The sequence below is a fragment of the Klebsiella sp. ZJOU C1 genome, assembly GCF_035620215.1.
Classification (GTDB): Bacteria; Pseudomonadota; Gammaproteobacteria; order Enterobacterales; family Enterobacteriaceae; genus Klebsiella; species Klebsiella variicola.
The window spans coordinates 4,804,816-4,825,888 of the sequence record NZ_CP141644.1 but is presented as its reverse complement, the minus strand read 5'-3'; the positions used below and the strand labels follow the sequence as shown (position 1 = coordinate 4,825,888).

The window sequence follows — 21,073 nt, the reverse complement described above, 5'->3', positions numbered from 1 at the left end:
AAGAAGGGCGCACCACGCGCCCTGTTATTCTTGCCTTGCGCGGCACTGTCAGGCTACAAACTTATGAAAATCGTCATTGCCCCAGACTCTTACAAAGAAAGCCTGTCTGCCGCCGAGGTAGCTCAGGCGATAGAAAAAGGATTCCGTGAAATTTTCCCCGACGCGCAGTATGTTTCCATGCCCGTCGCCGACGGCGGCGAGGGAACGGTGGAGGCGATGATTGCCGCGACGCAGGGAACGGAACATTCCGCATGGGTGACTGGCCCGCTGGGCGAGAAAGTGGAGGCCTGCTGGGGCATGTCCGGCGATGGCGTCACTGCGTTTATTGAGATGGCGGCGGCCAGCGGCCTGGGACTCGTTCCGCCCGAAAAACGCAACCCTCTCATCACCACTTCACGCGGTACCGGCGAGCTGATATTACAGGCGCTGGAACATGGCGCGAAACGGATCATTATCGGCATCGGCGGCAGCGCGACCAACGACGGTGGAGCGGGCATGATGCAGGCGCTAGGCGCCCGTCTTTGCGACGCCGAGGGGCAGGAGATCGGCCATGGCGGCGGTAGCCTGAGCCGTCTGAGCCGGATCGATCTTTCCGCCATCGATCCACGCTTACGTGACAGGATGATCCACGTGGCCTGTGACGTCACTAACCCGCTGGTGGGCGAGCGCGGCGCGTCGCGGATCTTTGGCCCGCAGAAAGGGGCGACCGAGGCGATGATCGTTGAGCTGGATCGTAATCTGGCGCACTTCGCCGACGTCATTAAGGCGTCGCTGCAGGTGGACGTTAAGCCGATCCCCGGGGCGGGGGCGGCCGGCGGCATGGGCGCGGCGCTGATGGCCTTTCTTAATGCGGAACTGCGTAGCGGGATTGAGATCGTTACCGAGGCGCTGAAGCTGGAAGAGCAGATCCATGACTGCTCGCTGGTGGTCACCGGAGAAGGGCGGATCGATAGCCAGTCCATTCACGGTAAGGTGCCGGTGGGGATAGCCCGGGTGGCGAAAAAATACCGTAAGCCGGTGATCGGTATTGCTGGCAGCCTGACCCACGACGTCGGCGTGGTTCACCAGCACGGTATCGATGCGGTTTTCAGCGTGTTAACCACAGTTTCGACGCTGGAAGAGGCATTTCGCGGGGCGTTTGATAACATTTACCGCGCGTCGCGCAATATCGCCGCCACCCTGCAGGTTGGGATGACGACAGAAGGATGACAACGGGCGGTAAACCCTCTATACTGCGCGCCGAAGCTGACCAGACAGTCGCCGCTTCGTCGTCGTCCTCCTTCGGGGGGAGACGGGCGGAGGGGAGGAAAGTCCGGGCTCCATAGGGCAAGGTGCCAGGTAACGCCTGGGGGGTGTCACAGCCCACGACCAGTGCAACAGAGAGCAAACCGCCGATGGCCCGCGTAAGCGGGATCAGGTAAGGGTGAAAGGGTGCGGTAAGAGCGCACCGCGCGGCTGGTAACAGTCCGCGGCACGGTAAACTCCACCCGGAGCAAGGCCAAATAGGGGTTCATAAGGTACGGCCCGTACTGAACCCGGGTAGGCTGCTTGAGCCAGTGAGCGATTGCTGGCCTAGATGAATGACTGTCCACGACAGAACCCGGCTTATCGGTCAGTTTCACCTCTTTATGCAAAAACCCCGCTCCGGCGGGGTTTTTGCTATCTGAATCCGTGACTCGGATGAATAACTGTCCACGACGCTATACCAAAAGAACGCGGCTTATCGGTCAGTTTCACCTTTTTATGTCAAAACCCCGCTCCGGCGGGGTTTTTGCTATCTGAATCCGTGACTCGGATGAATAACTGTCCACGACGCTATACCAAAAGAACGCGGCTTATCGGTCAGTTTCACCTCTTTATGTCAAAACCCCGCTCCGGCGGGGTTTTTGCTATTCGAATACCGAAAGCAGGATGAATGACTGTCCACGACGCTATACCAAAAGAACGCGGCTTATTGGTCAGTTACCGTTATTTAACCACCTTAGGATTCTGTAGCGTCGGGATCGTGGAATCTTGCACCTGATGAACCTGACCGACGATCGTGGCGATGCTGCCGTTGCTTAACGCCTCAACGTCTGCGCTGTTATGTGAGCCAAAATTGAAGGTCAGACGTTTATCCGTTTTATTCTGTTCATCTCGCATGGTCACGGTAAAATAGTAGCTGCCGGCGATACCGCTCATTCGGCGAATGTCGACAATCACGCCGCGCACCTTGACCCATTTGCCCAGATAATCGCTGCTGGCCTTCGCCGGGTTGAGGGTAAACGGCTGCAGGAACTGGGCGACTGAATACGTCTGCATCGAAGCGACGGCGTCATCTCCCGGTTGAAATAATTTGTCTCCCGCGGAATAAAAGGCTTTAGAAGCCAGGCCGCAGCCGCTTAACAGCGAGATGACAAAAACCAGCGGTAATACGCGAGTGCGTAATAACATAACTATCTCCTTATATATTTTAAAAATGATATCCCTGCTTTTATGTATGACATCTTTCTCGCTAATTAAATAAAGTAACCGTGGCTACTGTCAATTAATTTCCGTGATAAGCGCTAAAGTCATTTTATACAAATGTGGTATTCTTCATGTGAATTCATTTGGTGAGAATATTTGAATTTCTTATGTATTGAATGGCTTGTGATCAGGTGCACGCTGTGAATAATCTTTAGGTATTATTTTTTACATTTATTCACTACCAACTGTAAAATAATAAACCACTATTTCAGACACTTTCACCTCAGGATAAAAAAATGAAATTAATGACCCGTATTGCGTTCGCAACCCTTCTGACTACCGGTTTCTCTCTGTCTGCGCAAGCCGCGGACGTGCAGGCGGCGCCAGCGCCGGCGCAGGACCCTATTGTCCAGCACTTAAAACTCACCAGCGATCAGGTTGCGAAAATTAAAAGCCTGCATCAGCAACTGGAAAATAATGTTCAACAGATTTCGCAGCAAGACATTAAAGATGGCGCCCTGATTAACGTGATTGATTCCGGAAAATGGGATGAAAAGGCGGTCAAGGATCAGCTGGCTGCCTTCAGTAAGATCGATCAGCAGGTGCGTTATTACCGCGTGAAGTATTATTTCGATGTGAATCAGGTCCTGACGCCGGAGCAGCGTACCCAGGTGAAAAAAGATCTTGCCGACGCGCTGAGCGAATAATGCCATCGGCCCCTTTCGGGGCCGATATTATCTTCAGGCTATAAACGAAAATCGAATCATTGATATTGCCTTTTCAGGCGAGACTTTCTTCATCCCGCAGACGAATCTCCGCTTCGACAACAATGGCTTCCAGTTCGCTCAGCATCTCATCATAACCAAAGCTGACGACGCCGGCGGTTTCCGGCTGCGTCGGGGCTGATGGCGTCGGGGACGCCTTTTTTCTGTTTTTCTTTTTACTCACTGACAGACTCCATCCCTTCCGTTGTTACACCGGTAAATCTATCAGCAAAGCGCGCAGCGGCGTATCGGCGACGAGGGTAATGTTAGCTTCGTCACGAATAAATGCGCCGTCACCACAGGTGAGAGCCTGTTTTTGTTGTTCCTGCGCGACGGCATGGACGGTGCCGTGGATTGACTGCAGGTAAGCGCGTGGGCCATGCAGCTGCACGCTAATCTGCTCTCCTTTCTCCAGTGCGATATGGTAGACCCAGGCCTGCTGGCGAAGCTGGAGACTGCCGTTCTCTCCCTCCGGCGAGGCCAGCAGCTGCAGCGGTGCGCTCACCACTTCGGTTTTCTGCTGTAGCGGGTTTTCCCGCTGCGGGCAAGCGTCGAGCCACAGCTGCATTCGCGTTAACGACTGCTCTTTGCTCAGATTATGCTCGCTATAGCTCACGCCAGGCTGGGTGGCGATAAGCAGCGCTTCACCGGCTTTGGCCTGCACGTGGTTGCCGTCGCTGTCGCGATATTCTGCTTCGCCTTCCAGAATCAGGTTCAGGATATCGACTTTTGGGTACGTCCTGGCCTGGAAGGAAGCGCCGGGCGCCAGCACTTCCTGGTTGAGGACGCGCAAGGACGCGAAGCCCAGTAATTTCGGGTCGAAGTAGTGGCCAAAGGAGAAGGTGTAGCGGGCCTGCAGCCAGCCGAAGTCTGCTTGTCCGCATTGTTTGGCTGTTCGGGTAGTAATCATGTTCTTGACCTCTCTTTACACTAAATCAATGGTAAAGGTATGGACGCTGTATTGTTAGCCAGATATTCTGCCCGGTATGTTCAAATTTCCTGAATGAGAAAGCGATGGCCAAAGAGAGAGCATTAACGCTGGAAGCGTTGCGTGTGATGGATGCGATCGACCGCCGTGGGAGCTTTGCTGCCGCGGCTGATGAGCTGGGACGCGTGCCTTCCGCCCTGAGCTATACCATGCAAAAACTGGAAGAGGAGCTGGACGTGGTGCTGTTTGACCGCTCAGGTCATCGCACGAAGTTCACCAACGTTGGACGGATGCTCCTGGAACGCGGGCGCGTGCTGCTCGAAGCGGCGGATAAACTCACCACCGATGCGGAAGCGTTGTCGCGCGGTTGGGAAACCCACCTGACGATCGTCACCGAAGCGCTGGTGCCCACCCCGGATCTGTTTCCGCTAATTGAAAAACTGGCGACCAAATCTAATACGCAGTTGTCGATTATCACCGAGGTGCTGGCCGGCGCCTGGGAGCGGCTGGAGCAGGGGCGGGCGGATATTGTTGTCGCGCCGGATATGCATTTTCGTTCCTCCTCGGAGATTAACTCGCGCAAACTCTATTCGGTGCTCAGTGTGTACGTCGCGGCGCCGGATCACCCGATCCACCAGGAGCCGGAACCGCTCTCGGAAGTGACCCGCGTGAAATACCGCGGCGTCGCAGTAGCGGATACCGCACGCGAGCGGCCCGTCCTTACCGTTCAGCTGCTGGATAAACAGCCGCGCTTAACGGTGAGTACCATTGAAGATAAGCGCCAGGCACTGCTGGCCGGGCTAGGCGTGGCGACCATGCCCTATCCGCTGGTGGAGAAGGATATTGCCGAAGGGCGTCTGCGGGTCGTCAGCCCGGAATACACCAATGAAATTGACATAATCATGGCCTGGCGGCGGGACAGTATGGGCGAGGCGAAGTCCTGGTGTCTGCGCGAAATCCCTAAGCTGTTTGCGGGACGCTAGTCGAGAAGACGCTCCTCCCGCTAGCGGGAGGAGCGGGAAGATTAATAGGAGAAGGGTTTCGGATCGGGTCCGAAGCGATTGTTGCCTTCGGTGCCGCGCTGGCAGTTAAAGATCAGGATCACCAGCCAGCCGATGACCGGGATCAACAGCAGCAGCAGCCACCAAGCTGAGCGGTCGGTGTCATGCAGACGCCGAAACTGCACCGCCCACCACGGTAAAAAGACCAGTACGCCATAGATGGTCGTCAGAATGCCTTCGCCGCCCGCCCGCTGCCAGCCCAGCATTTTATCGATGATGCTCAATACGCCGGTCAGGATGAGGTTGACCAGAATAAACATCCAGTACTCTTTGCGCCGCGCACGGCCGCCAAATCCTATATAGTTTTTTAATGCCTTGAGATACCAGTCCATTTCTACGCCTCAATTAACCGTCAATCACTTGTTTTTTAAGCGATCGCAATAAGAATAGACGTGAATGAATGGTGGGTAAATATCTGTTTTCTGAATTATTGGGCGCCATCACTGGCGCCCGAAAGATCAACGGAAGCGCTGATCGCGGCCGTGGGGTTCGTTGAGATCCTGTTGCGGTCCAATGGAGATAATGCCGGTTGGATTAATGGTTTTATGGCTGCGGTAATAGTGGTGGCGGATATGCGGAATACTCACCGTCTCCGCGATGCCGGGCATCTGGTAGATATCGCGCAGAAAACCGTACAGGTTGAGGTAATCGCTAATGCGCCGTTTGTCGCATTTAAAATGCGTCACATATACCGGGTCGAACCGTACCAGCGTGGTCCACAGGCGAATATCGGCTTCCGTCAGCTGATTTCCCGTCAGGTAACGATGCTGACCGAGGATCTGCTCCAGCCGCTCCAGTGAAGTAAAGACCGCCTCGACCGCTTCGTCGTAAGCCTGCTGGCTGGTGGCAAAGCCGGCCTTATACACGCCGTTGTTGACGTTGTCGTAGATCCAGCCGTTCAGTTCATCGATTTTTTCCCGCAGCGCCGGCGGATAGTAATCCCCGGCTCTGGCGCCCAGACCATCGAAGGCGGTATTAAACATGCGGATGATTTCTGCCGACTCATTGCTGACGATGGTCTGCTGCTTTTTGTCCCACAATACCGGGACCGTGACGCGACCGGTATAGTGCGGGTCAGCCTGCAGATAGAGCTGATAGAGGAACTGATGATGATAGAGCTGGTCGCCGGTAGCACCAGGGAAATCATCGGCGAAGGTCCAGCCGTTTTCCAGCATCAGCGGATTGACCACGGAGACGGATATAAAGGGTTCCAGTCCTTTCAGCTTGCGCAGAATTAACGTGCGGTGCGCCCACGGGCAGGCTAAAGAAACATACAGATGATAACGGTCTTTTTCCGCGGCAAAGCCACCTTCGCCCGCAGGCCCCGGCGCGCCATCGGCCGTGAGCCAGTTACGGAAGGCCGAAACGGAACGCTTGAATCGTCCTCCGGTGGATTTGGTGTCATACCAGGTATCTTGCCAGACGCCGTCGACTAATTGTCCCATTACTTCCTCCTGCAGATAGCAAAAGCGAGGAGATATCCCCTCGCTTTTTTTAGATTTTTACTCAGTATAGTGCGCTTACCACTTTTTATTCAGTACGCGGTCGATGCTGAATGCGCCCGGTCCGGTAATGGCCAGCAGCAGATAACCGCCAGCAATGGTCAGGTTTTTCATGAACATCAGCGAGTTCACGCCTTCCGCAAAGTTGCTGTGGAACAGGAACGCGGTCAGCAGCGTAAAGCCTGCGGTGAACAACGCGGTGGTACGGGTCAGGAAACCGAACAGAATCGCCAGACCGCCGCCGAATTCAAGGAGAATGGTCAGCGGCAGCAGTGCTCCCGGCACGCCCATGGCTTCCATATACTGCTGGGTTCCGGCGTAACCAGTGATTTTGCCCCATCCAGCAGTGATAAACAGAATCGGCATCAGAATACGCGCTACCAGTACACCAACATCTTCTAATTTTTTCATTTCTTACTCCAGAAAACCCAAAGGGCGGCAGTTTTGTTTTTTAGCGCAATCCCGCGTGGTTACACGGTGTTGCTGTCGATGGAGAGGATAGTAACGAGGCGGAGAGGGAATTGTTAGCAAGGAAAACTGTAGATCTTCTTCAAAGTTTCTGAGCAATAAGTGCGGTGAGGAGAAATTTTCTGGCGACGAGGGGAACTACCCGTCCCGATATCGGGTGGCTGAGCGGAATGAATTGAGATCTGAGGGGGGCTAACCGCGGGTTGCGGCGAAGGCCCCGTCTGCCGCGAACGGCGTATTGTATCGGACGGGGAAATGGCAGAGCGGGGCGCCGGGATAAGCGCCCGCGCTCCGGGCTGCTAGTGTGTTGACGACTGGCGCAGGATCCCGCGGACCATCCGCCAGGTGCTCCACAGTCCGAGACCGCGTTTGGTCCAGCGCATCAAAAAGTGCGGGTGTCGTATGGACCAGACGGCCATCAAACCGCTGCCAACCATCAGCCACGAACGTAAACTCAGCAGCGTATGCCAGCCGCGATCGAGGGGCGCTGTCGCCTCCAGCCAGTGGCGACGACAGGCGCTAAGCTCCAGTCGTTGCTGCTGGATCTGGCGCAGCAGCAGCGCCTTTTGCCGTTCACGCTCCTGTCGGCCATTCACGGTTTATCGTCCTCCAGAAGGGCACGGTCGTTCTCCAGCTCTTTACGCGTCAGGCGCAGCAGCGTGGAGCGGCGCGCCTTACGTAGGGTAAGGATACCCACGATCGCGGCGGCGAGGAGCAGAACGACGGTGGTGGCGATCATGACGTGCAGGCGGTACTGGGCGTCAACGGCCCAGATAACCAGCACCAGCAGACTCATGAGGCCAAACGCGGCAAACAGCAGCGTCAGTCCGGTCATGATCAGCAGCTGGAAGAGGTTGGCTTTCTCCTCCTCCAGCTCCACGACGACCAGGCGCAGCCGTGTTTCCACCATTTCGGCCAGCAGCGTGACGATACGCTGGCCAATGGAGAACACGCGCTGGCCTGGCCCCTGCGTGTGTTGAGTATTCGCCATAATCAGCGACGCGACAGCAGGACACCCAGCACCAGCCCGACGGCGGCACCAATCCCGACTCCTGTCCACGGATTTTCGCGAACATAATCATCCGCCCGCGCGGCGGTCTCGCGCGTTTGACGCAAAATCGCATCGCTGGTTTCACCCAGGCGGGCACGACTCTCTTTTAGCGCGCTCTCTGCTTTACTACGCAGTTTACCAATCTCTTCTTTCGACTTGTCCGCTGAGGAATTCAGAACTTCCTCCAGGGTATCCGCCAGCGTTTTCAGTTCTGCACGAAGGTCGTCAGTCACATTCTCTTTAGCCATGTCGTTCTCCTGTAGCGTGGTCCGTGTTGCGAAAGTTAACTGTTATTAGTAGTCCCGAGACTCCAGCGTTTTTAACTCCTGTTGCGCTTCATTGAGTTTATGCTGGCGTTTGTTGATTTTGTCCGCATCGCCTTTCTTCCGGGCTTCCTGCAGATCGCGCTGACGTTCAGCGATCTCTTCCCGCTGTTTGGCAATTTTTTGCTGATGATCGGCTTTGAGTTTACTGTCGCTGCAGTTTTCCCGTACCTGACGTAGCGCGGTATTTAGCCCATCAATGCGACTTTGATTATGATGCTTTTCGGCATAGCTGATCTCTCGTTGAATATCCTGCTCTTTTTCCTGGCAGGGAGAGGCTGCTATGGCGCTGGCGCTAAGTGAAGTCAGGGCCAGAAGCAGAGCGATGCGGTGTTTCATGGATAGTACCTTCCATTGTCTGAGGGTATACCCGGAGGATATACCCGTTCCCGATGGTGAACGGGAATGCGTTGATTCCCGCAGGTTTAAGCATAGTAACAAATGCAGGAAACCACCAGACTGCGTAAAAAACGCAGTAAGGCGGTAGTTTACCCGAGCCGGTGAGGCGCGTCGCGCAGACGGGATAACCAGGCGGTGGCCGAGTTATCGTCCTCCAGCAGGGCAATAATATAACCATGTGGCAGAGCGCGACCGAGAACCTCTTTCGCCGCCGCGCCCTGGGCGGTGGAGTCGAACTTAATCAGCAGGCCATCTTTTTGCGGCGTAATGCTCTTAAAGCGGATACCGTTGGCGTCGAGATGATGCCAGACGGAGAAGCCGTCCGGCATGCTGACGCCCTGGCCAACCGGACGGATCGCCAGCGTGGCCTCCTGCTGCTGCACTGCCAGCCAGAGCCAGAACAGCGCGCAGAGCACAAGAGAGCCACCCAGCAGCCAGCTCAGCTGGCGCAGGGAGGGGCGTTTAATGACCATCATTAGCCCCGGCTTCTGTATTTTTTCTTCCACAGCACCACCAGCGAGCCGATCAGTCCGAAGACCAGCAGCGCGACCGGAAGGAGCATCAGGCAGGACATCAGCTGATCTTCATACTTGAGGAATACCGGGGTTTTGCCCAGCAGATAGCCCAGCGAGGTCAGGATGAGCACCCACAGCAGGCCGCTCATCCAGTTAAAGAACTGAAAGCGAGCGTTATTGAGGCCTGAAAGGCCGGCAATCGTCGGCAACAGCGTACGCACGAAGGCGATAAAGCGGCCGATCAGCAGCGCGGAGAGCCCATGCTTATGAAACAGGTGATGCGCGCGTTGATGATAGTGAGAGGGCAGATGCGACAGCCAGTTTTGCACGATCCGCGTATTGCCCAGCCAGCGCCCCTGAATGTAGCTCAGCCAGCAGCCGAGGCTGGCGGCGGCGGTAAGCAGCAGCAAGGTTTCCGGAAAGCCCATCGCCCCTTTGGCGATCAGCACGCCCACGAGCACAAGCAGACTATCCCCCGGTAAAAACGCGGCAGGCAGTAACCCGTTCTCAAGGAACAAAATCATAAACAAGACAAAATACAGCATGCCAATCATGGAGGGATTCGCGAGCGTTTCGTAATCCTGAGCCCACAAGGCATTCAATAACTGGGTTAAAAGTTCCATTCACGATTCCTGGTACATCGGTTAACGGCACGTCTGAGCGCGTGGCATGTTGGGCGACAAGATTTTTATGAGATTTTGGTCGCTGCTTAGGCGCTCTGAACGCTTCCCTGTATAAGACTGAAGTAAGTAAACACTTACCCCCAGAACGGCAAAATGCATCTAATTGTAACAAATCAGCTGACTTTACGTCAGAGAAATTGCAAGGTGTTGCTCGTTGATTTTGCTGATTGCGGCGGTGGGAGGCGAGAGGATTTACACAGGCTGACACTATATATGTTTTACTTACTCCAGCCGGCCTGGGGGGCAGGCGCGCAGGGGCCGCGCGCCGTCAGGATAAGCGCTTATTTCGCGCTGTTGGCCGCCGTATCGAGATGAACTACCGGATTATCGGCAAATAAGTAGCGATCGGCATTAAATTCAAAGTCATCGCTGGTTTCGTTAAACAGCATTTGCTTGGTATTTTCCAGATGCTGCCACATCGCCAGCTTGGCGGCGTTGGGATCTTTACGCAGCAGGGCTTTCAGGATCTGATCGTGATCGTCGCACCAGTTATCGACCGTGCGCAGGTCGATATGCTCATGCAGCTTTTTCCAGTACGGGTTATGCACGCGCTGGGTCCACATTTTTTCCACGATCGCCGCCAGCGCACTGTTCTGCGTGGCCAGCGCCACCTGGACGTGGAACTGGAGATCCCACTCGGAGTCGCGGAAACACTTCTCGTTGCGCGCTTTCTCCTGAATCTCCATCAGCTTCATGATGTCCTGTTTGGTCACCTGAGTCGCCGCGAATTCAGCAATATTGCTTTCAATTAGCTGCCGCGCCTGCAGGAGTTCAAAAGGGCCATAGTTGGCGAATTCAAGGCTTTCATCGGCCACCTGCTGGTACTTGGGATGGTTGGAGATGACATGAATACCCGACCCTTTGCGGACTTCGACATACCCTTCCACTTCCAGCATGATAATGGCTTCACGAACCACGGTGCGGCTGACGTTTTTTTCATCGGCGATAAAGCGCTCGGCGGGCAGCTTATCCCCTACAAGGTAGACACCTTGTTCGATGCGCGTCTTCAGCTCAGCGGCAAGCTGCTGATACAGACGGCGTGGTTCAATGATTTCCATATTCGCTCCCGCAAGATGGCGACAATATTCGATTTGTTATACCACTTTTACACGCTTTCCACCACTGGCAGGCATGAAAAAGCCGCCTGAGAAGGCGGCTCGATAAGCGGTCATATCAGCACATGATCTAACTCTGCGTGGCGGGTTTGCGGCTGCTAAGCGGCGTCGAGTCATCGTCAGCCGGTTTGTTTTTCAGCACCGTCCAGATAACCAGCGCGCCCAGCAGGTCAAAGACGGCCAGTACCGCAAACAGCGGGCTGAAGCCGATGGTGTCTGCCAGCGCGCCGACAACCAGGGCGAACATGGTGCTCGCCAGCCAGGCGGCCATCCCGGTCAGACCGTTGGCGGTAGCGACTTCGTTACGGCCAAAGACGTCGGAAGAGAGGGTGATCAGCGCCCCGGACAGCGCCTGGTGAGCGAACCCGCCGATGCACAGCAGGGCAATCGCCACGTACGGGCTGGTGAACAGGCCGATCATCCCCGGGCCAATCATCAGCAGGGCGCCCATGGTGACCACCATTTTACGCGACACGATCAGGTTGACGCCAAACCAGCGCTGGAACAGCGGCGGCAGGTAACCGCCCACGATGCAGCCGAGGTCGGCGAACAGCATCGGCATCCAGGCGAACATCGCGATCTCTTTCAGGTTAAAGCCGTAAACCTTAAACATGAACAGCGGGATCCAGGCGTTAAAGGTCCCCCAGGCCGGCTCGGCGAGGAAGCGCGGCAGGGCGATACCCCAGAACTGACGGTTGCGCAGGATCTGCCACGGCGACATTTTCTTCGCGTTATTGGTCTGATGCTGAGACTCCTGACCGCCAATGATGTAGTCGCGTTCTTCGTCAGATAATTTTTTCTGGTCGCGCGGGTGTTTGTAGAAGATAAGCCAGGCGATGGCCCAGGCGAAGCTCAATACCCCGGAGATGATGAACGCCATCTGCCAGCTGTGCATGACAATCGCCCACACCACCAACGGCGGCGCGATCATGGCGCCAATAGAGGAACCGACGTTGAAGTAGCCCACCGCGATAGAGCGCTCTTTTGCCGGGAACCATTCAGAACTGGCTTTCAGCCCGGCAGGGATCATCGCGGCTTCCGCTGCGCCGACTGCGCCGCGAGCCAGCGCCAGGCCGCCCCAGCTGCCTGCCAGCGCGGTTGAGCCGCAGAATATCGCCCAGGCGATAGCAAAGAAGGCATAGCCGATTTTGGTCCCGAGAATATCAAGTACGTAACCCGCGACAGGCTGCATGACGGTGTAGGCAGCGGAATAGGCTGCAATGATATAGGAGTACTGTTGAGTCGAGATGTGTAACTCTTCCATCAGCGTCGGCGCGGCCGCCGCCACGGTGTTACGGGTCAGGTAGCCCAGCACGGTGCCTAGCGTCACCAGCGCAATCATGTACCAACGTAACCCTTTAATTTTACGCATGTAAACCTCATCGTCTGTTATCTTTCCGCATCAGGTGCGGCCTTTCCTGACGGCAATACGCGGTCGGGAAAGCGAAACGGAGGGTTCAGGAGGGGGGATCCCCCTCTGGCCCGAACCTTACCATCAGTTGTTATGTTGAAAGTCGGTGTCCATTCCGTATAAGCCGATGCCATAAACACCGGTAATGCATTCCGTCGGTTTATATGTTGCGACGGCAGAAAGATAACTTGTCATACAACTTTAAAAGTTGAGTGCTGTCACAAAAGTGGGAAAGTTAGTGTGGTCTTTAGCCCTTACCGGGAAAGCCAGAGATGGCGCGCCCTGCCGGGGTGTTTTCCAATGAGGCGGTCGTTTTTTTATCGACGTTTATTGATCTAACTCACGAAAAACAGCTCGGTCTGTAGAAATTGGTGTGATAACTTTGTCAGCATTGTAGTCAATCATCTGAAAGGCTCCCGCTACGGAGCGAAGAGGACACGCGAATGACACCGTTTATGACTGAAGATTTTCTACTCGATACCGAATTTGCTCGCCGTCTGTACCACGATTACGCCAAAGATCAGCCGATTTTCGACTACCATTGCCACCTTCCGCCGCAGCAGGTTGCCGAAAACTATCGCTTCAAAAATCTGTATGACATCTGGCTGAAAGGCGATCACTACAAATGGCGCGCAATGCGCACTAACGGCGTACCGGATCGTCTGTGTACCGGTGATGCGTCCGATCGCGAGAAATTTGACGCCTGGGCGGCAACGGTGCCGCACACTATTGGCAACCCGTTATACCACTGGACCCATTTAGAGCTGCGTCGCCCTTTTGGTATTACAGGTAAGCTGTTGTCTCCATCCACCGCCGATGAGATCTGGGACCAGTGCAATGATTTACTGGCTCAGGACGCCTTCTCCGCCCGCGGGATCATGAAGCAGATGAATGTGAAGATGGTCGGTACCACCGACGATCCGATTGATTCTCTCGAGCACCATGCGGTTGTCGCCAAAGATACCTCCTTTGATATCAAAGTGCTGCCGAGCTGGCGCCCGGATAAAGCATTCAACATTGAACAGGCGACCTTTAATGACTACATGGCGAAGCTGGGTGAGGTGTCCGATACCGATATTCGCCGTTTTGCGGACCTGCAAAGCGCTCTGACCAAACGTCTGGACCACTTTGCCGCACACGGCTGCAAGGTCTCCGACCACGCGCTGGACGTGGTGCTGTTTGCGGAAGCGACCGACGCCGAGCTGGACGCCATTCTGGCGCGCCGTCTGGCTGGCGAGACCCTCAGCGAACACGAAGTGGCGCAGTTCAAAACCGCGGTGCTGGTGTTCCTCGGCGCAGAATATGCCCGTCGCGGTTGGGTACAGCAGTACCATATCGGTGCGCTGCGTAACAACAACCTGCGTCAGTTCAAACTGTTAGGCCCGGATGTGGGCTTCGATTCGATCAACGATCGCCCGATGGCGGAAGAGCTGTCTAAGCTGCTGAGCAAGCAGAACGAAGAAAACCTGCTGCCGAAAACCATTCTCTACTGCCTGAACCCGCGCGATAACGAAGTGCTGGGCACCATGATCGGTAACTTCCAGGGTGAAGGCATGCCAGGCAAGATGCAGTTCGGCTCCGGCTGGTGGTTCAACGATCAGAAAGACGGCATGGAGCGGCAGATGACCCAGCTGGCGCAGCTCGGCCTGCTGAGCCGCTTCGTCGGGATGCTGACCGACAGCCGCAGCTTCCTCTCCTACACGCGCCACGAATACTTCCGCCGCATTCTGTGCCAGATGATCGGCCGCTGGGTGGCTGCCGGCGAAGCGCCTGCGGATATCGCGCTGCTGGGCGAGATGGTGAAAAACATTTGCTTTAACAATGCGCGTGACTATTTCGCCATTGAACTGAACTAAGGCCAGAGGTCGGTTGATATGCAATACATTAAAATCCATTCGCAGGATAACGTCGCGGTCGCGCTGGCGGATATCGCTGCCGGTAGCGTGGTGACGATTGATAAGGATTCGGTCACCCTCGGCCAGGATATCGTTCGTGGCCACAAGTTTGCACTGCGCGCTATCGCGAAAGGGGAAAACGTCGTTAAGTACGGGTTGCCGATTGGCCATGCGCTGGCGGATATCGCGCCGGGCGAGCATGTTCATGCGCACAATACGCGCACCAATCTCAGCGACCTTGACGCGTATCGCTATCAACCGGACCAGGTTGCCCAACCGCCACAGCCTGCGGATCGTGAAGTGCAGATTTATCGTCGCGCTAACGGCGACGTCGGCGTGCGCAATGAGCTGTGGATCCTGCCGACCGTCGGCTGCGTCAACGCGATGGCCAGACAAATGCAGAACCGTTTCCTGAAAGAGACGTATGGCGCTGAGGATATCGATGGGGTGCATCTCTTCAGCCACACCTATGGCTGCTCGCAGCTTGGGGACGACCACATCAACACTCGCACCATGCTGCAAAATATGGTTCGTCACCCGAACGCCGGGGCGGTACTGGTGGTTGGCCTTGGCTGTGAAAACAACCAGGTGGATGCCTTTCGCGAAACGCTGGGCGAGTTTGACCCGCAGCGTGTGCACTTTATGGTTTGCCAGCACCAGGACGATGAAGTGGAAGCGGGGGTTGCGCATCTGCATCAGCTGTATGAAGTGATGCGTCAGGATAAACGCCAGCCGGGTAAATTGAGCGAGCTGAAGTTTGGTCTCGAGTGCGGGGGATCGGACGGCCTGTCGGGCATTACCGCTAACCCGATGCTGGGCCGCTTCTCAGACTATGTGATCGCCAACGGCGGCACCACCGTGCTGACCGAAGTGCCGGAGATGTTCGGTGCTGAACAGCTGCTGATGAGTCACTGCCGTGACGAAGCGACCTTCGACAAGCTGGTGACCATGGTCAATGACTTTAAGCAGTACTTTATTGCACACGATCAGCCTATTTACGAAAACCCTTCCCCGGGTAACAAAGCCGGGGGGATCACCACCCTGGAAGATAAGTCGCTGGGCTGTACTCAGAAAGCGGGTTCCAGCCAGGTGGTGGATGTCCTGCGCTACGGCGAGCGCCTGAAGGTTCATGGTCTGAATTTGCTGAGCGCGCCGGGCAACGATGCGGTCGCCACCAGCGCGCTGGCCGGCGCCGGCTGTCACATGGTGTTGTTTAGCACCGGACGCGGCACGCCGTACGGCGGCTTTGTGCCGACGGTGAAGATCGCCACCAACAGCGAACTGGCGGCGAAGAAAAAGCACTGGATCGACTTTGATGCCGGGCAGCTGATCCATGGCAAAGCGATGCCGCAGCTGCTGGAGGAGTTTGTGGATGCCATTGTGGCTTTCGCTAACGGTAAACCGACCTGTAATGAACAGAATGACTTCCGCGAACTGGCCATCTTTAAAAGCGGTGTTACCCTGTAAAGGGGTATTCACATTGGCGCCCAAGGGCGTAGAACGTGTATCGGCCTGATAGCGTAACGCCATCGGGCTCGTAACAGCGGCGTTTCAGCCAGTGAAGCGCCGTTTGTTTTTTTCAGTCAGGGAGCTTTCATGACCGCGTATTGGCTGGCCCAGGGGGTCGGCGTCATCGCCTTTCTTATCGGCATTACCACCTTTATCAACCGCGATGAACGCCGTTTCAGGCTACAGCTGGCGGTCTATAGCGCTATTATCGGCGTCCATTTTTTCCTGATGGGCGCCGGGTCGGCCGGAATGAGCGCCGGGCTCAATGCGCTACGTACGGTCATTTCCTTACGCACCCGTAGCCTGTGGGTGATGACCGTCTTTATCCTCCTGACGCTGATCCTCGGCCTGGGCAAACTGCAGCATGCCATGGAGCTGCTGCCGATCATTGGCACCGTCGCCAGCACCTGGGCGCTGTTTCGTTGCAAAGGGCTGACCGTCCGCTGCGTGATGTGGTGCTCCACCGCCTGCTGGGTCACGCATAATCTGTGGTTGGGTTCGATTGGTGGGACGCTGATTGAAGGCAGTTTTCTGATCGTCAACGGGCTGAATATCATTCGCTTCCGCCGGATGCAAAAGCGCGGTATCGATCCGTTTAAGGTTGAAAACGCAGTCCAGGAAGAGAGCCCCTCCGCCCGATAGCGGAGGGGAAAGGCATTAGCTGCGCAGGGCGTTTTTCGCCAGCTGGTCATCTTCTGCTATGCAGGCCGCGGCGGTAAACAGGGCGTCGGTTGATGAGTTGAGCGCCGTTTCGCAGGAATCCTGCAGCACGCCGATAATAAAGCCGACGGCAACCACCTGCATCGCCACATCGTTCGGGATCCCAAACATATTACAGGCCAGCGGGATCAGCAGCAGCGAACCGCCCGCCACGCCGGAGGCGCCGCAGGCGCACAGCGAAGCGACCACGCTCAGCAGCAGCGCCGTCGGCAGATCCACCGGAATATTCAGCGTATGCACCGCCGCCAGCGTCAGCACGGTGATCGTGATCGCCGCGCCCGCCATATTGATGGTCGCCCCCAGTGGAATGGAGACCGAATAGGTATCGCGATCCAGATTCAGCTTTTCACACAGCGCCATATTCACCGGAATATTGGCGGCGGAGCTGCGGGTGAAGAACGCGTAGACGCCGCTTTCGCGCAGGCAGGTCAGCACCAGCGGATAGGGGTTACGGCGGATTTTCCAGAACACCAGCAGCGGGTTAATCACCAGCGCTACCAGCAGCATACAGCCGACCAGCACCAGCAGTAGCTGGGCGTAGCCCCACAGGGTCTCGAAACCGGTGGTCGCCAGGGTGGAAGAGACCAGACCGAAGATCCCCAGCGGTGCAAAACGGATCACCACTTTGACGATGAAGGTCACCGCATGGGAGACATCGTTGATCAGGTTTTTGGTGGTGTCATTACCGTGACGCAGGGCGAAGCCCAGCCCCACCGCCCACACCAGAATGCCGATATAGTTGGCGTTCAGCAGGGCGTCGATCGGGTTAGATACCATGCTCATCAGCAGGCCGCGCAGCACTTCGACAATCCCCGACGGCGGCGTGATGCTGTCGGCGGCGGTGGTTAAATGCAGAGTCGACGGAAAGACAAAACTAAACAACACCGCGGTCAGCGCCGCGCTGAAGGTGCCCAGCAGATAGAGAAACAGAATGGGGCGAATACTGGTTTTTTGTCCGTGCTGATGGTTAGCGATGGAGGCCATCACCAGCATCAATACCAGCACCGGCGCCACCGCCTTTAACGCGCCGACGAACAGGGTCCCCAGCAGACCGACGGCAATGGCCGTTGGCTTAGAGACCAGCGCCAGCAGCACGCCAAGCACCAGACCGATTAAAATTTGTTTCACCAGGCTGCCTTGCGCCAGGCGTGAGATCCACCCCGATGGGGGAGTGCGTGTGGTCATAATTCATTCCTTCCAGTGATGTAGCAAGCCATCCCAGCCACGTATTATTTGTTACGTTTATGTCAGGATGTAAGTAGATGTTTGCATAGTCGAGTATACGGAAAGAATGGCGGGCGGGAAGCGTAAAATGCTGTGATTTTAATCTGGATCTTGTTTTTTAACTATGCAGTAACATAACTGTGACATGAGCAGAGATTGCCGTCGGCGATGGCCGACGGCGCGTTGTGCAGATTACTCAGGCAGTTTGCGCTGCTTGTCGTGTTGCTTGTTGACCCAGGCGTTAATCAGCAGCGTGACGGTCAGGATGCCTCCCACCACGCCCAGCGAGATGGCGACCGGGATATGGTAGAAGTCGACGATGAGCATCTTCACGCCAATAAACACCAGGATCACCGACAGACCGTATTTGAGCATCGAGAAGCGCTCGGCGACCCCCGCCAGCAGGAAGTACATCGCGCGCAGGCCGAGAATGGCGAACAGGTTTGAGGTCAGGACGATAAACGGATCGGTGGTGACCGCGAAGATCGCCGGGATACTGTCGACGGCGAAAATCACATCGCTCAGTTCCACCAGGATCAGCACCAGCAGCAGCGGCGTGGCGAACAGCACCCCGTTTTTACGGGTGAAGAAGCGCTCGCTCTCGATTTTATCCGTCATTCGCAGATGGCTGCGGATCCAGCGCACCAGTGGTTTATCGCCGATGCCGGAGTCATCTTCTTTCGCCAGCGCCATCTTCACGCCGGTAAAAAGCAGGAAGGCGCCGAAGACGTACAGCAGCCAGTCAAACTGGGAAATCAGCCAGCTGCCGGCGAAGATCATGATGGTACGCAGAACAATCGCGCCCAGCACGCCATACACCAGTACCCGGCGCTGCAGAGCAGGCGGTACGGCGAAATAGCTGAACAGCATCAACCAGACGAAGACGTTATCGACCGCCAGCGCTTTCTCAATCAGATAACCGGTGAGGAAGGCTAAGGCCTGCGGGTCAGCGACGGCCCGGCCCTGGGTTTGTACCAGATACCACCAGAAGGCGGCGTTGAACAGCAGAGAAAGCGTGACCCAGAGGATTGACCAGCCCGCGGCCTGCTTCATGGTCATGCTATGCGAACCGCGTCGTCCCTGAAGCAGCAGATCGATTGCCAACATGATCGCGACGACGACAGCGAATCCACCCCATAGCAACGGCGTGCCGACAGTATTCATTTGATATTCCTTACATAAAAACAAAACGGCTGACGTCGGAAGACGGCAGCCGCTGCGCTTTTATGCATAGACCTCGCCTTCCGGCAAGGTCTCACTTACAACAACCAAAGTACATCGCGATGGGCTTTGGTTATTGCCCGGCGACCGGATGCGGTATTGCACGCATCGTAATGACGATCAACCGGCAAGGAAGTTACTCCCCTTTGCACGTAACAAAATATGTCACAGGGCGGTTTTCGTCAATGGCGGCCGGTCCGGCCTTTACACTCTTTTACGCCAGCGGCTGCGTATCGGCCGGGAAGATCACTCCGGTCTGGCGACGAATTTCGCTCGACAGTTTTGCCGTAATACGGCTCACGGTCAGACCCGGGTGATCAACATCCTGTGTCTCCACCAGGCGCGCAAAGGTCTCCGCCTCATACAGCATAGTATTAATGTGCTGGGGCTGCGTCAGGTCCTGGGCTTTACCGCCGCGCGGCACAAACGCCAGCTTCTGGCATTCGGAGATTTTTTCGATCACTAACGCGCCGTCTTCGCCCTGGATTTCACTGGGGATCGCGGAATCGCTAACTTTGGAGTGATGCAGCGTCACGTCGAAGTCGCCATAGCTCAGCACCACGGTGCCCTGGGCGTCTACGCCGCTGTCCAGCAGGCTGGCGGTGGCAAGAACGGCCCGCGGTTCGCCCCACAGCGCCACAGCGGACGCCAGGCAATAGAAGCCGATATCCATAATCGAACCATTAGAGAACGCCGGGTTAAAGGTGTTGGGGTTTTCGCCGTCAAGGTAGCGCTGATAGCGCGAGGAGTACTGACAATAGTTGATGAAGGCTTTGCGCAGTTTGCCCGCTTTAGCGAGCGTCTCTTTCAGTAGCAGAAAGTTAGGCAGACTGGCGGTTTTAAAGGCTTCAAACAGCACAACGTTATTTTCTTTCGCCAGCGCTATCGCCGCCTCGACTTCCTGCAGGTTCGATGCCAGCGGCTTTTCGCAAATGACGTGCTTTTTGTGGCTCAGGAACAGCCGGGTCTGCGGGAAGTGCAGCGAGTTCGGGCTGGCAATATAGACCGCGTCAACGTCAGGGCTCTGTGCCAGCTCATCGAGCGAGGTAAACAGATGCTCGACCGGATAGTCATTGGCGAAGGCTTGCGCCTGTTCGAGGCTGCGGGAGTAGATGGCGGTAAGTTTATATTTGCCGGTTTCATGGGCGGCATCGACAAACTGCTTAGTGATCCAGTTTGTGCCAACAACTGCGAAACGTATCATAAACGTTGACGAACTCCATTAAAGGGAACCTGTCGTCACTCTATCATGCCATCATGACAAAACCAGTGCGTCACTACGCAGAACGATTTAACGAAAGGTGCGTCAGCCACAGGCGGGTATCGAATTCCAGTTGATGGTACTGTGGCTCCATATGGCAGCACAGTTGATAAAAGGCTTTGTTGTGATCTTTCTCTTTCAAATGCGCCAGTTCATGGACCACGATCATCCGCAGAAAGGCCTCCGGCGCGTCGCGAAACACCGTCGCCACGCGAATTTCCGCTTTGGCTTTCAGCTTACCGCCCTGAACGCGGGAAATCGCGGTATGCAGGCCGAGCGCATTGTTCAGCACGTGGATTTTACTGTCGTACATCACTTTGTTGATCGGCGCCGCTCCGCGCAGAAAGCGGGCCTTCAGATCCTGGGTGTACTGATACAGCGCTTTATCGCTGTTAACGTCATGCCCCTGCGGATAACGCTTTTGCAGCACCTCGCCGAGGCGGTCTTGCTCGATTAAGGTCGTCACCTGCGACAACAGCGATTCAGGATAGCCATGGAGATAAGGTAATGTGCTCATGTAGCCCGTTTGCGTAATTAAGCGACAACAGCCGGGGATTCTAGCACCCTGTGCGGAC

Annotated in this window: 24 protein-coding genes and 1 other RNA gene; 7 read left to right on the top strand and 18 right to left on the bottom strand. The window is 55.9% G+C overall.

Annotated elements, in window-relative coordinates; all coding sequences use genetic code 11:
- Positions 1-63: 63 nt before the first annotated feature.
- Both garK and rnpB read left to right on the top strand, forming a co-directional pair.
- The gene (gene garK / locus SPE70_RS23125) at positions 64-1,209 is read left to right on the top strand and encodes a glycerate 2-kinase (protein ID WP_023323313.1); all 1,146 of its coding nucleotides are present in this window, start codon (positions 64-66) and stop codon (positions 1,207-1,209) included.
- Positions 1,210-1,241: 32 nt separating this feature from the next.
- Positions 1,242-1,624: RNase P RNA component class A (gene rnpB / locus SPE70_RS23120), an RNA gene on the top strand.
- Between the two features lie 344 nt (positions 1,625-1,968).
- Here the strand turns inward: rnpB and SPE70_RS23115 are convergent.
- Positions 1,969-2,433, bottom strand: a complete 465-nt coding sequence (locus SPE70_RS23115; RefSeq protein ID WP_008806594.1) for an OB-fold putative lipoprotein — start codon at positions 2,431-2,433, stop codon at positions 1,969-1,971.
- Between the two features lie 311 nt (positions 2,434-2,744).
- On the opposite strand from SPE70_RS23115, the gene SPE70_RS23110 reads away from it, so the two are divergent.
- Positions 2,745-3,155 carry a Spy/CpxP family protein refolding chaperone gene (locus SPE70_RS23110; RefSeq protein WP_012540495.1) on the top strand — a complete coding sequence of 137 codons (411 nt, stop codon included), beginning with the start codon at positions 2,745-2,747 and terminating at the stop codon, positions 3,153-3,155.
- Between the two features lie 73 nt (positions 3,156-3,228).
- Here SPE70_RS23110 and SPE70_RS23105 read toward each other — a convergent pair whose 3' ends face one another.
- Both SPE70_RS23105 and SPE70_RS23100 read right to left on the bottom strand, forming a co-directional pair.
- Positions 3,229-3,396, bottom strand: a complete 168-nt coding sequence (locus tag SPE70_RS23105) for a hypothetical protein (protein WP_008806592.1) — start codon at positions 3,394-3,396, stop codon at positions 3,229-3,231.
- A gap of 24 nt (positions 3,397-3,420) precedes the next feature.
- The gene (locus tag SPE70_RS23100; protein ID WP_008806591.1) at positions 3,421-4,122 is read right to left on the bottom strand and encodes a pirin family protein; all 702 of its coding nucleotides are present in this window, start codon (positions 4,120-4,122) and stop codon (positions 3,421-3,423) included.
- 104 nt (positions 4,123-4,226) lie between these two features.
- Between SPE70_RS23100 and SPE70_RS23095 the strand changes: the two genes are divergently transcribed.
- Entirely contained in the window at positions 4,227-5,123 is an 897-nt protein-coding gene (locus SPE70_RS23095; RefSeq protein WP_004144865.1) for a LysR family transcriptional regulator, read from the top strand.
- Positions 5,124-5,164: 41 nt separating this feature from the next.
- On the opposite strand, the gene SPE70_RS23090 is transcribed toward SPE70_RS23095, so the two are convergent.
- From SPE70_RS23090 to SPE70_RS23040, 11 genes are all read right to left on the bottom strand, one after another.
- Positions 5,165-5,533 (bottom strand): DUF805 domain-containing protein, encoded by a 369-nt coding sequence (locus tag SPE70_RS23090; RefSeq protein WP_008806590.1) that lies wholly within the window; start codon positions 5,531-5,533, stop codon positions 5,165-5,167.
- Between the two features lie 126 nt (positions 5,534-5,659).
- Complete coding sequence (locus SPE70_RS23085) at positions 5,660-6,646, bottom strand: glutathione S-transferase family protein (protein WP_008806589.1); 987 nt, start codon at positions 6,644-6,646, stop codon at positions 5,660-5,662.
- A gap of 75 nt (positions 6,647-6,721) precedes the next feature.
- On the bottom strand, positions 6,722-7,114 hold the full coding sequence (locus SPE70_RS23080) for a DoxX family protein (protein WP_002917920.1): 393 nt from the start codon (positions 7,112-7,114) through the stop codon (positions 6,722-6,724).
- Positions 7,115-7,470: 356 nt separating this feature from the next.
- The gene (locus SPE70_RS23075) at positions 7,471-7,767 is read right to left on the bottom strand and encodes a YqjK-like family protein (RefSeq protein ID WP_008806588.1); all 297 of its coding nucleotides are present in this window, start codon (positions 7,765-7,767) and stop codon (positions 7,471-7,473) included.
- Positions 7,764-8,162, bottom strand: coding sequence for a phage holin family protein (locus tag SPE70_RS23070; RefSeq protein ID WP_008806587.1), 399 nt, complete (start codon positions 8,160-8,162; stop codon positions 7,764-7,766). Before SPE70_RS23070 ends, SPE70_RS23075 begins: the two co-directional genes overlap by 4 nt.
- A gap of 2 nt (positions 8,163-8,164) precedes the next feature.
- Positions 8,165-8,470, bottom strand: coding sequence for an ElaB/YgaM/YqjD family protein (locus SPE70_RS23065; protein WP_008806586.1), 306 nt, complete (start codon positions 8,468-8,470; stop codon positions 8,165-8,167).
- A gap of 45 nt (positions 8,471-8,515) precedes the next feature.
- Positions 8,516-8,884 carry a DUF1090 domain-containing protein gene (locus SPE70_RS23060; RefSeq protein ID WP_008806585.1) on the bottom strand — a complete coding sequence of 123 codons (369 nt, stop codon included), beginning with the start codon at positions 8,882-8,884 and terminating at the stop codon, positions 8,516-8,518.
- A gap of 149 nt (positions 8,885-9,033) precedes the next feature.
- A complete protein-coding gene (gene mzrA, locus SPE70_RS23055; protein ID WP_162493301.1) occupies positions 9,034-9,411 on the bottom strand; it encodes an EnvZ/OmpR regulon moderator MzrA in 378 nt (125 codons plus the stop codon).
- An 8-nt stretch (positions 9,412-9,419) separates the two neighbouring features.
- Positions 9,420-10,082, bottom strand: a complete 663-nt coding sequence (yqjA, locus tag SPE70_RS23050; RefSeq protein ID WP_004206121.1) for a DedA family general envelope maintenance protein YqjA — start codon at positions 10,080-10,082, stop codon at positions 9,420-9,422.
- A gap of 341 nt (positions 10,083-10,423) precedes the next feature.
- Positions 10,424-11,200, bottom strand: a complete 777-nt coding sequence (exuR, locus tag SPE70_RS23045; protein ID WP_012967188.1) for a transcriptional regulator ExuR — start codon at positions 11,198-11,200, stop codon at positions 10,424-10,426.
- A 127-nt stretch (positions 11,201-11,327) separates the two neighbouring features.
- Positions 11,328-12,629 (bottom strand): MFS transporter, encoded by a 1,302-nt coding sequence (locus SPE70_RS23040; RefSeq protein ID WP_008806582.1) that lies wholly within the window; start codon positions 12,627-12,629, stop codon positions 11,328-11,330.
- Between the two features lie 482 nt (positions 12,630-13,111).
- On the opposite strand from SPE70_RS23040, the gene uxaC reads away from it, so the two are divergent.
- From uxaC to SPE70_RS23025, 3 genes are all read left to right on the top strand, one after another.
- Positions 13,112-14,524 (top strand): glucuronate isomerase, encoded by a 1,413-nt coding sequence (gene uxaC, locus SPE70_RS23035; RefSeq protein ID WP_136047531.1) that lies wholly within the window; start codon positions 13,112-13,114, stop codon positions 14,522-14,524.
- 18 nt (positions 14,525-14,542) lie between these two features.
- On the top strand, positions 14,543-16,030 hold the full coding sequence (locus SPE70_RS23030) for a UxaA family hydrolase (RefSeq protein WP_064169987.1): 1,488 nt from the start codon (positions 14,543-14,545) through the stop codon (positions 16,028-16,030).
- A 129-nt stretch (positions 16,031-16,159) separates the two neighbouring features.
- Positions 16,160-16,714 carry a YgjV family protein gene (locus tag SPE70_RS23025; protein ID WP_008806579.1) on the top strand — a complete coding sequence of 185 codons (555 nt, stop codon included), beginning with the start codon at positions 16,160-16,162 and terminating at the stop codon, positions 16,712-16,714.
- 15 nt (positions 16,715-16,729) lie between these two features.
- Here SPE70_RS23025 and sstT read toward each other — a convergent pair whose 3' ends face one another.
- From sstT to SPE70_RS23005, 4 genes are all read right to left on the bottom strand, one after another.
- On the bottom strand, positions 16,730-17,977 hold the full coding sequence (gene sstT, locus SPE70_RS23020) for a serine/threonine transporter SstT (protein WP_008806578.1): 1,248 nt from the start codon (positions 17,975-17,977) through the stop codon (positions 16,730-16,732).
- A gap of 231 nt (positions 17,978-18,208) precedes the next feature.
- Positions 18,209-19,180 carry a TerC family protein gene (locus SPE70_RS23015; RefSeq protein WP_004188496.1) on the bottom strand — a complete coding sequence of 324 codons (972 nt, stop codon included), beginning with the start codon at positions 19,178-19,180 and terminating at the stop codon, positions 18,209-18,211.
- A 271-nt stretch (positions 19,181-19,451) separates the two neighbouring features.
- Positions 19,452-20,441, bottom strand: coding sequence for a Gfo/Idh/MocA family protein (locus SPE70_RS23010; RefSeq protein WP_064169988.1), 990 nt, complete (start codon positions 20,439-20,441; stop codon positions 19,452-19,454).
- 73 nt (positions 20,442-20,514) lie between these two features.
- The gene (locus SPE70_RS23005; RefSeq protein WP_008806575.1) at positions 20,515-21,015 is read right to left on the bottom strand and encodes a M48 metallopeptidase family protein; all 501 of its coding nucleotides are present in this window, start codon (positions 21,013-21,015) and stop codon (positions 20,515-20,517) included.
- Between the last annotated feature and the right edge of the window lie 58 nt (positions 21,016-21,073).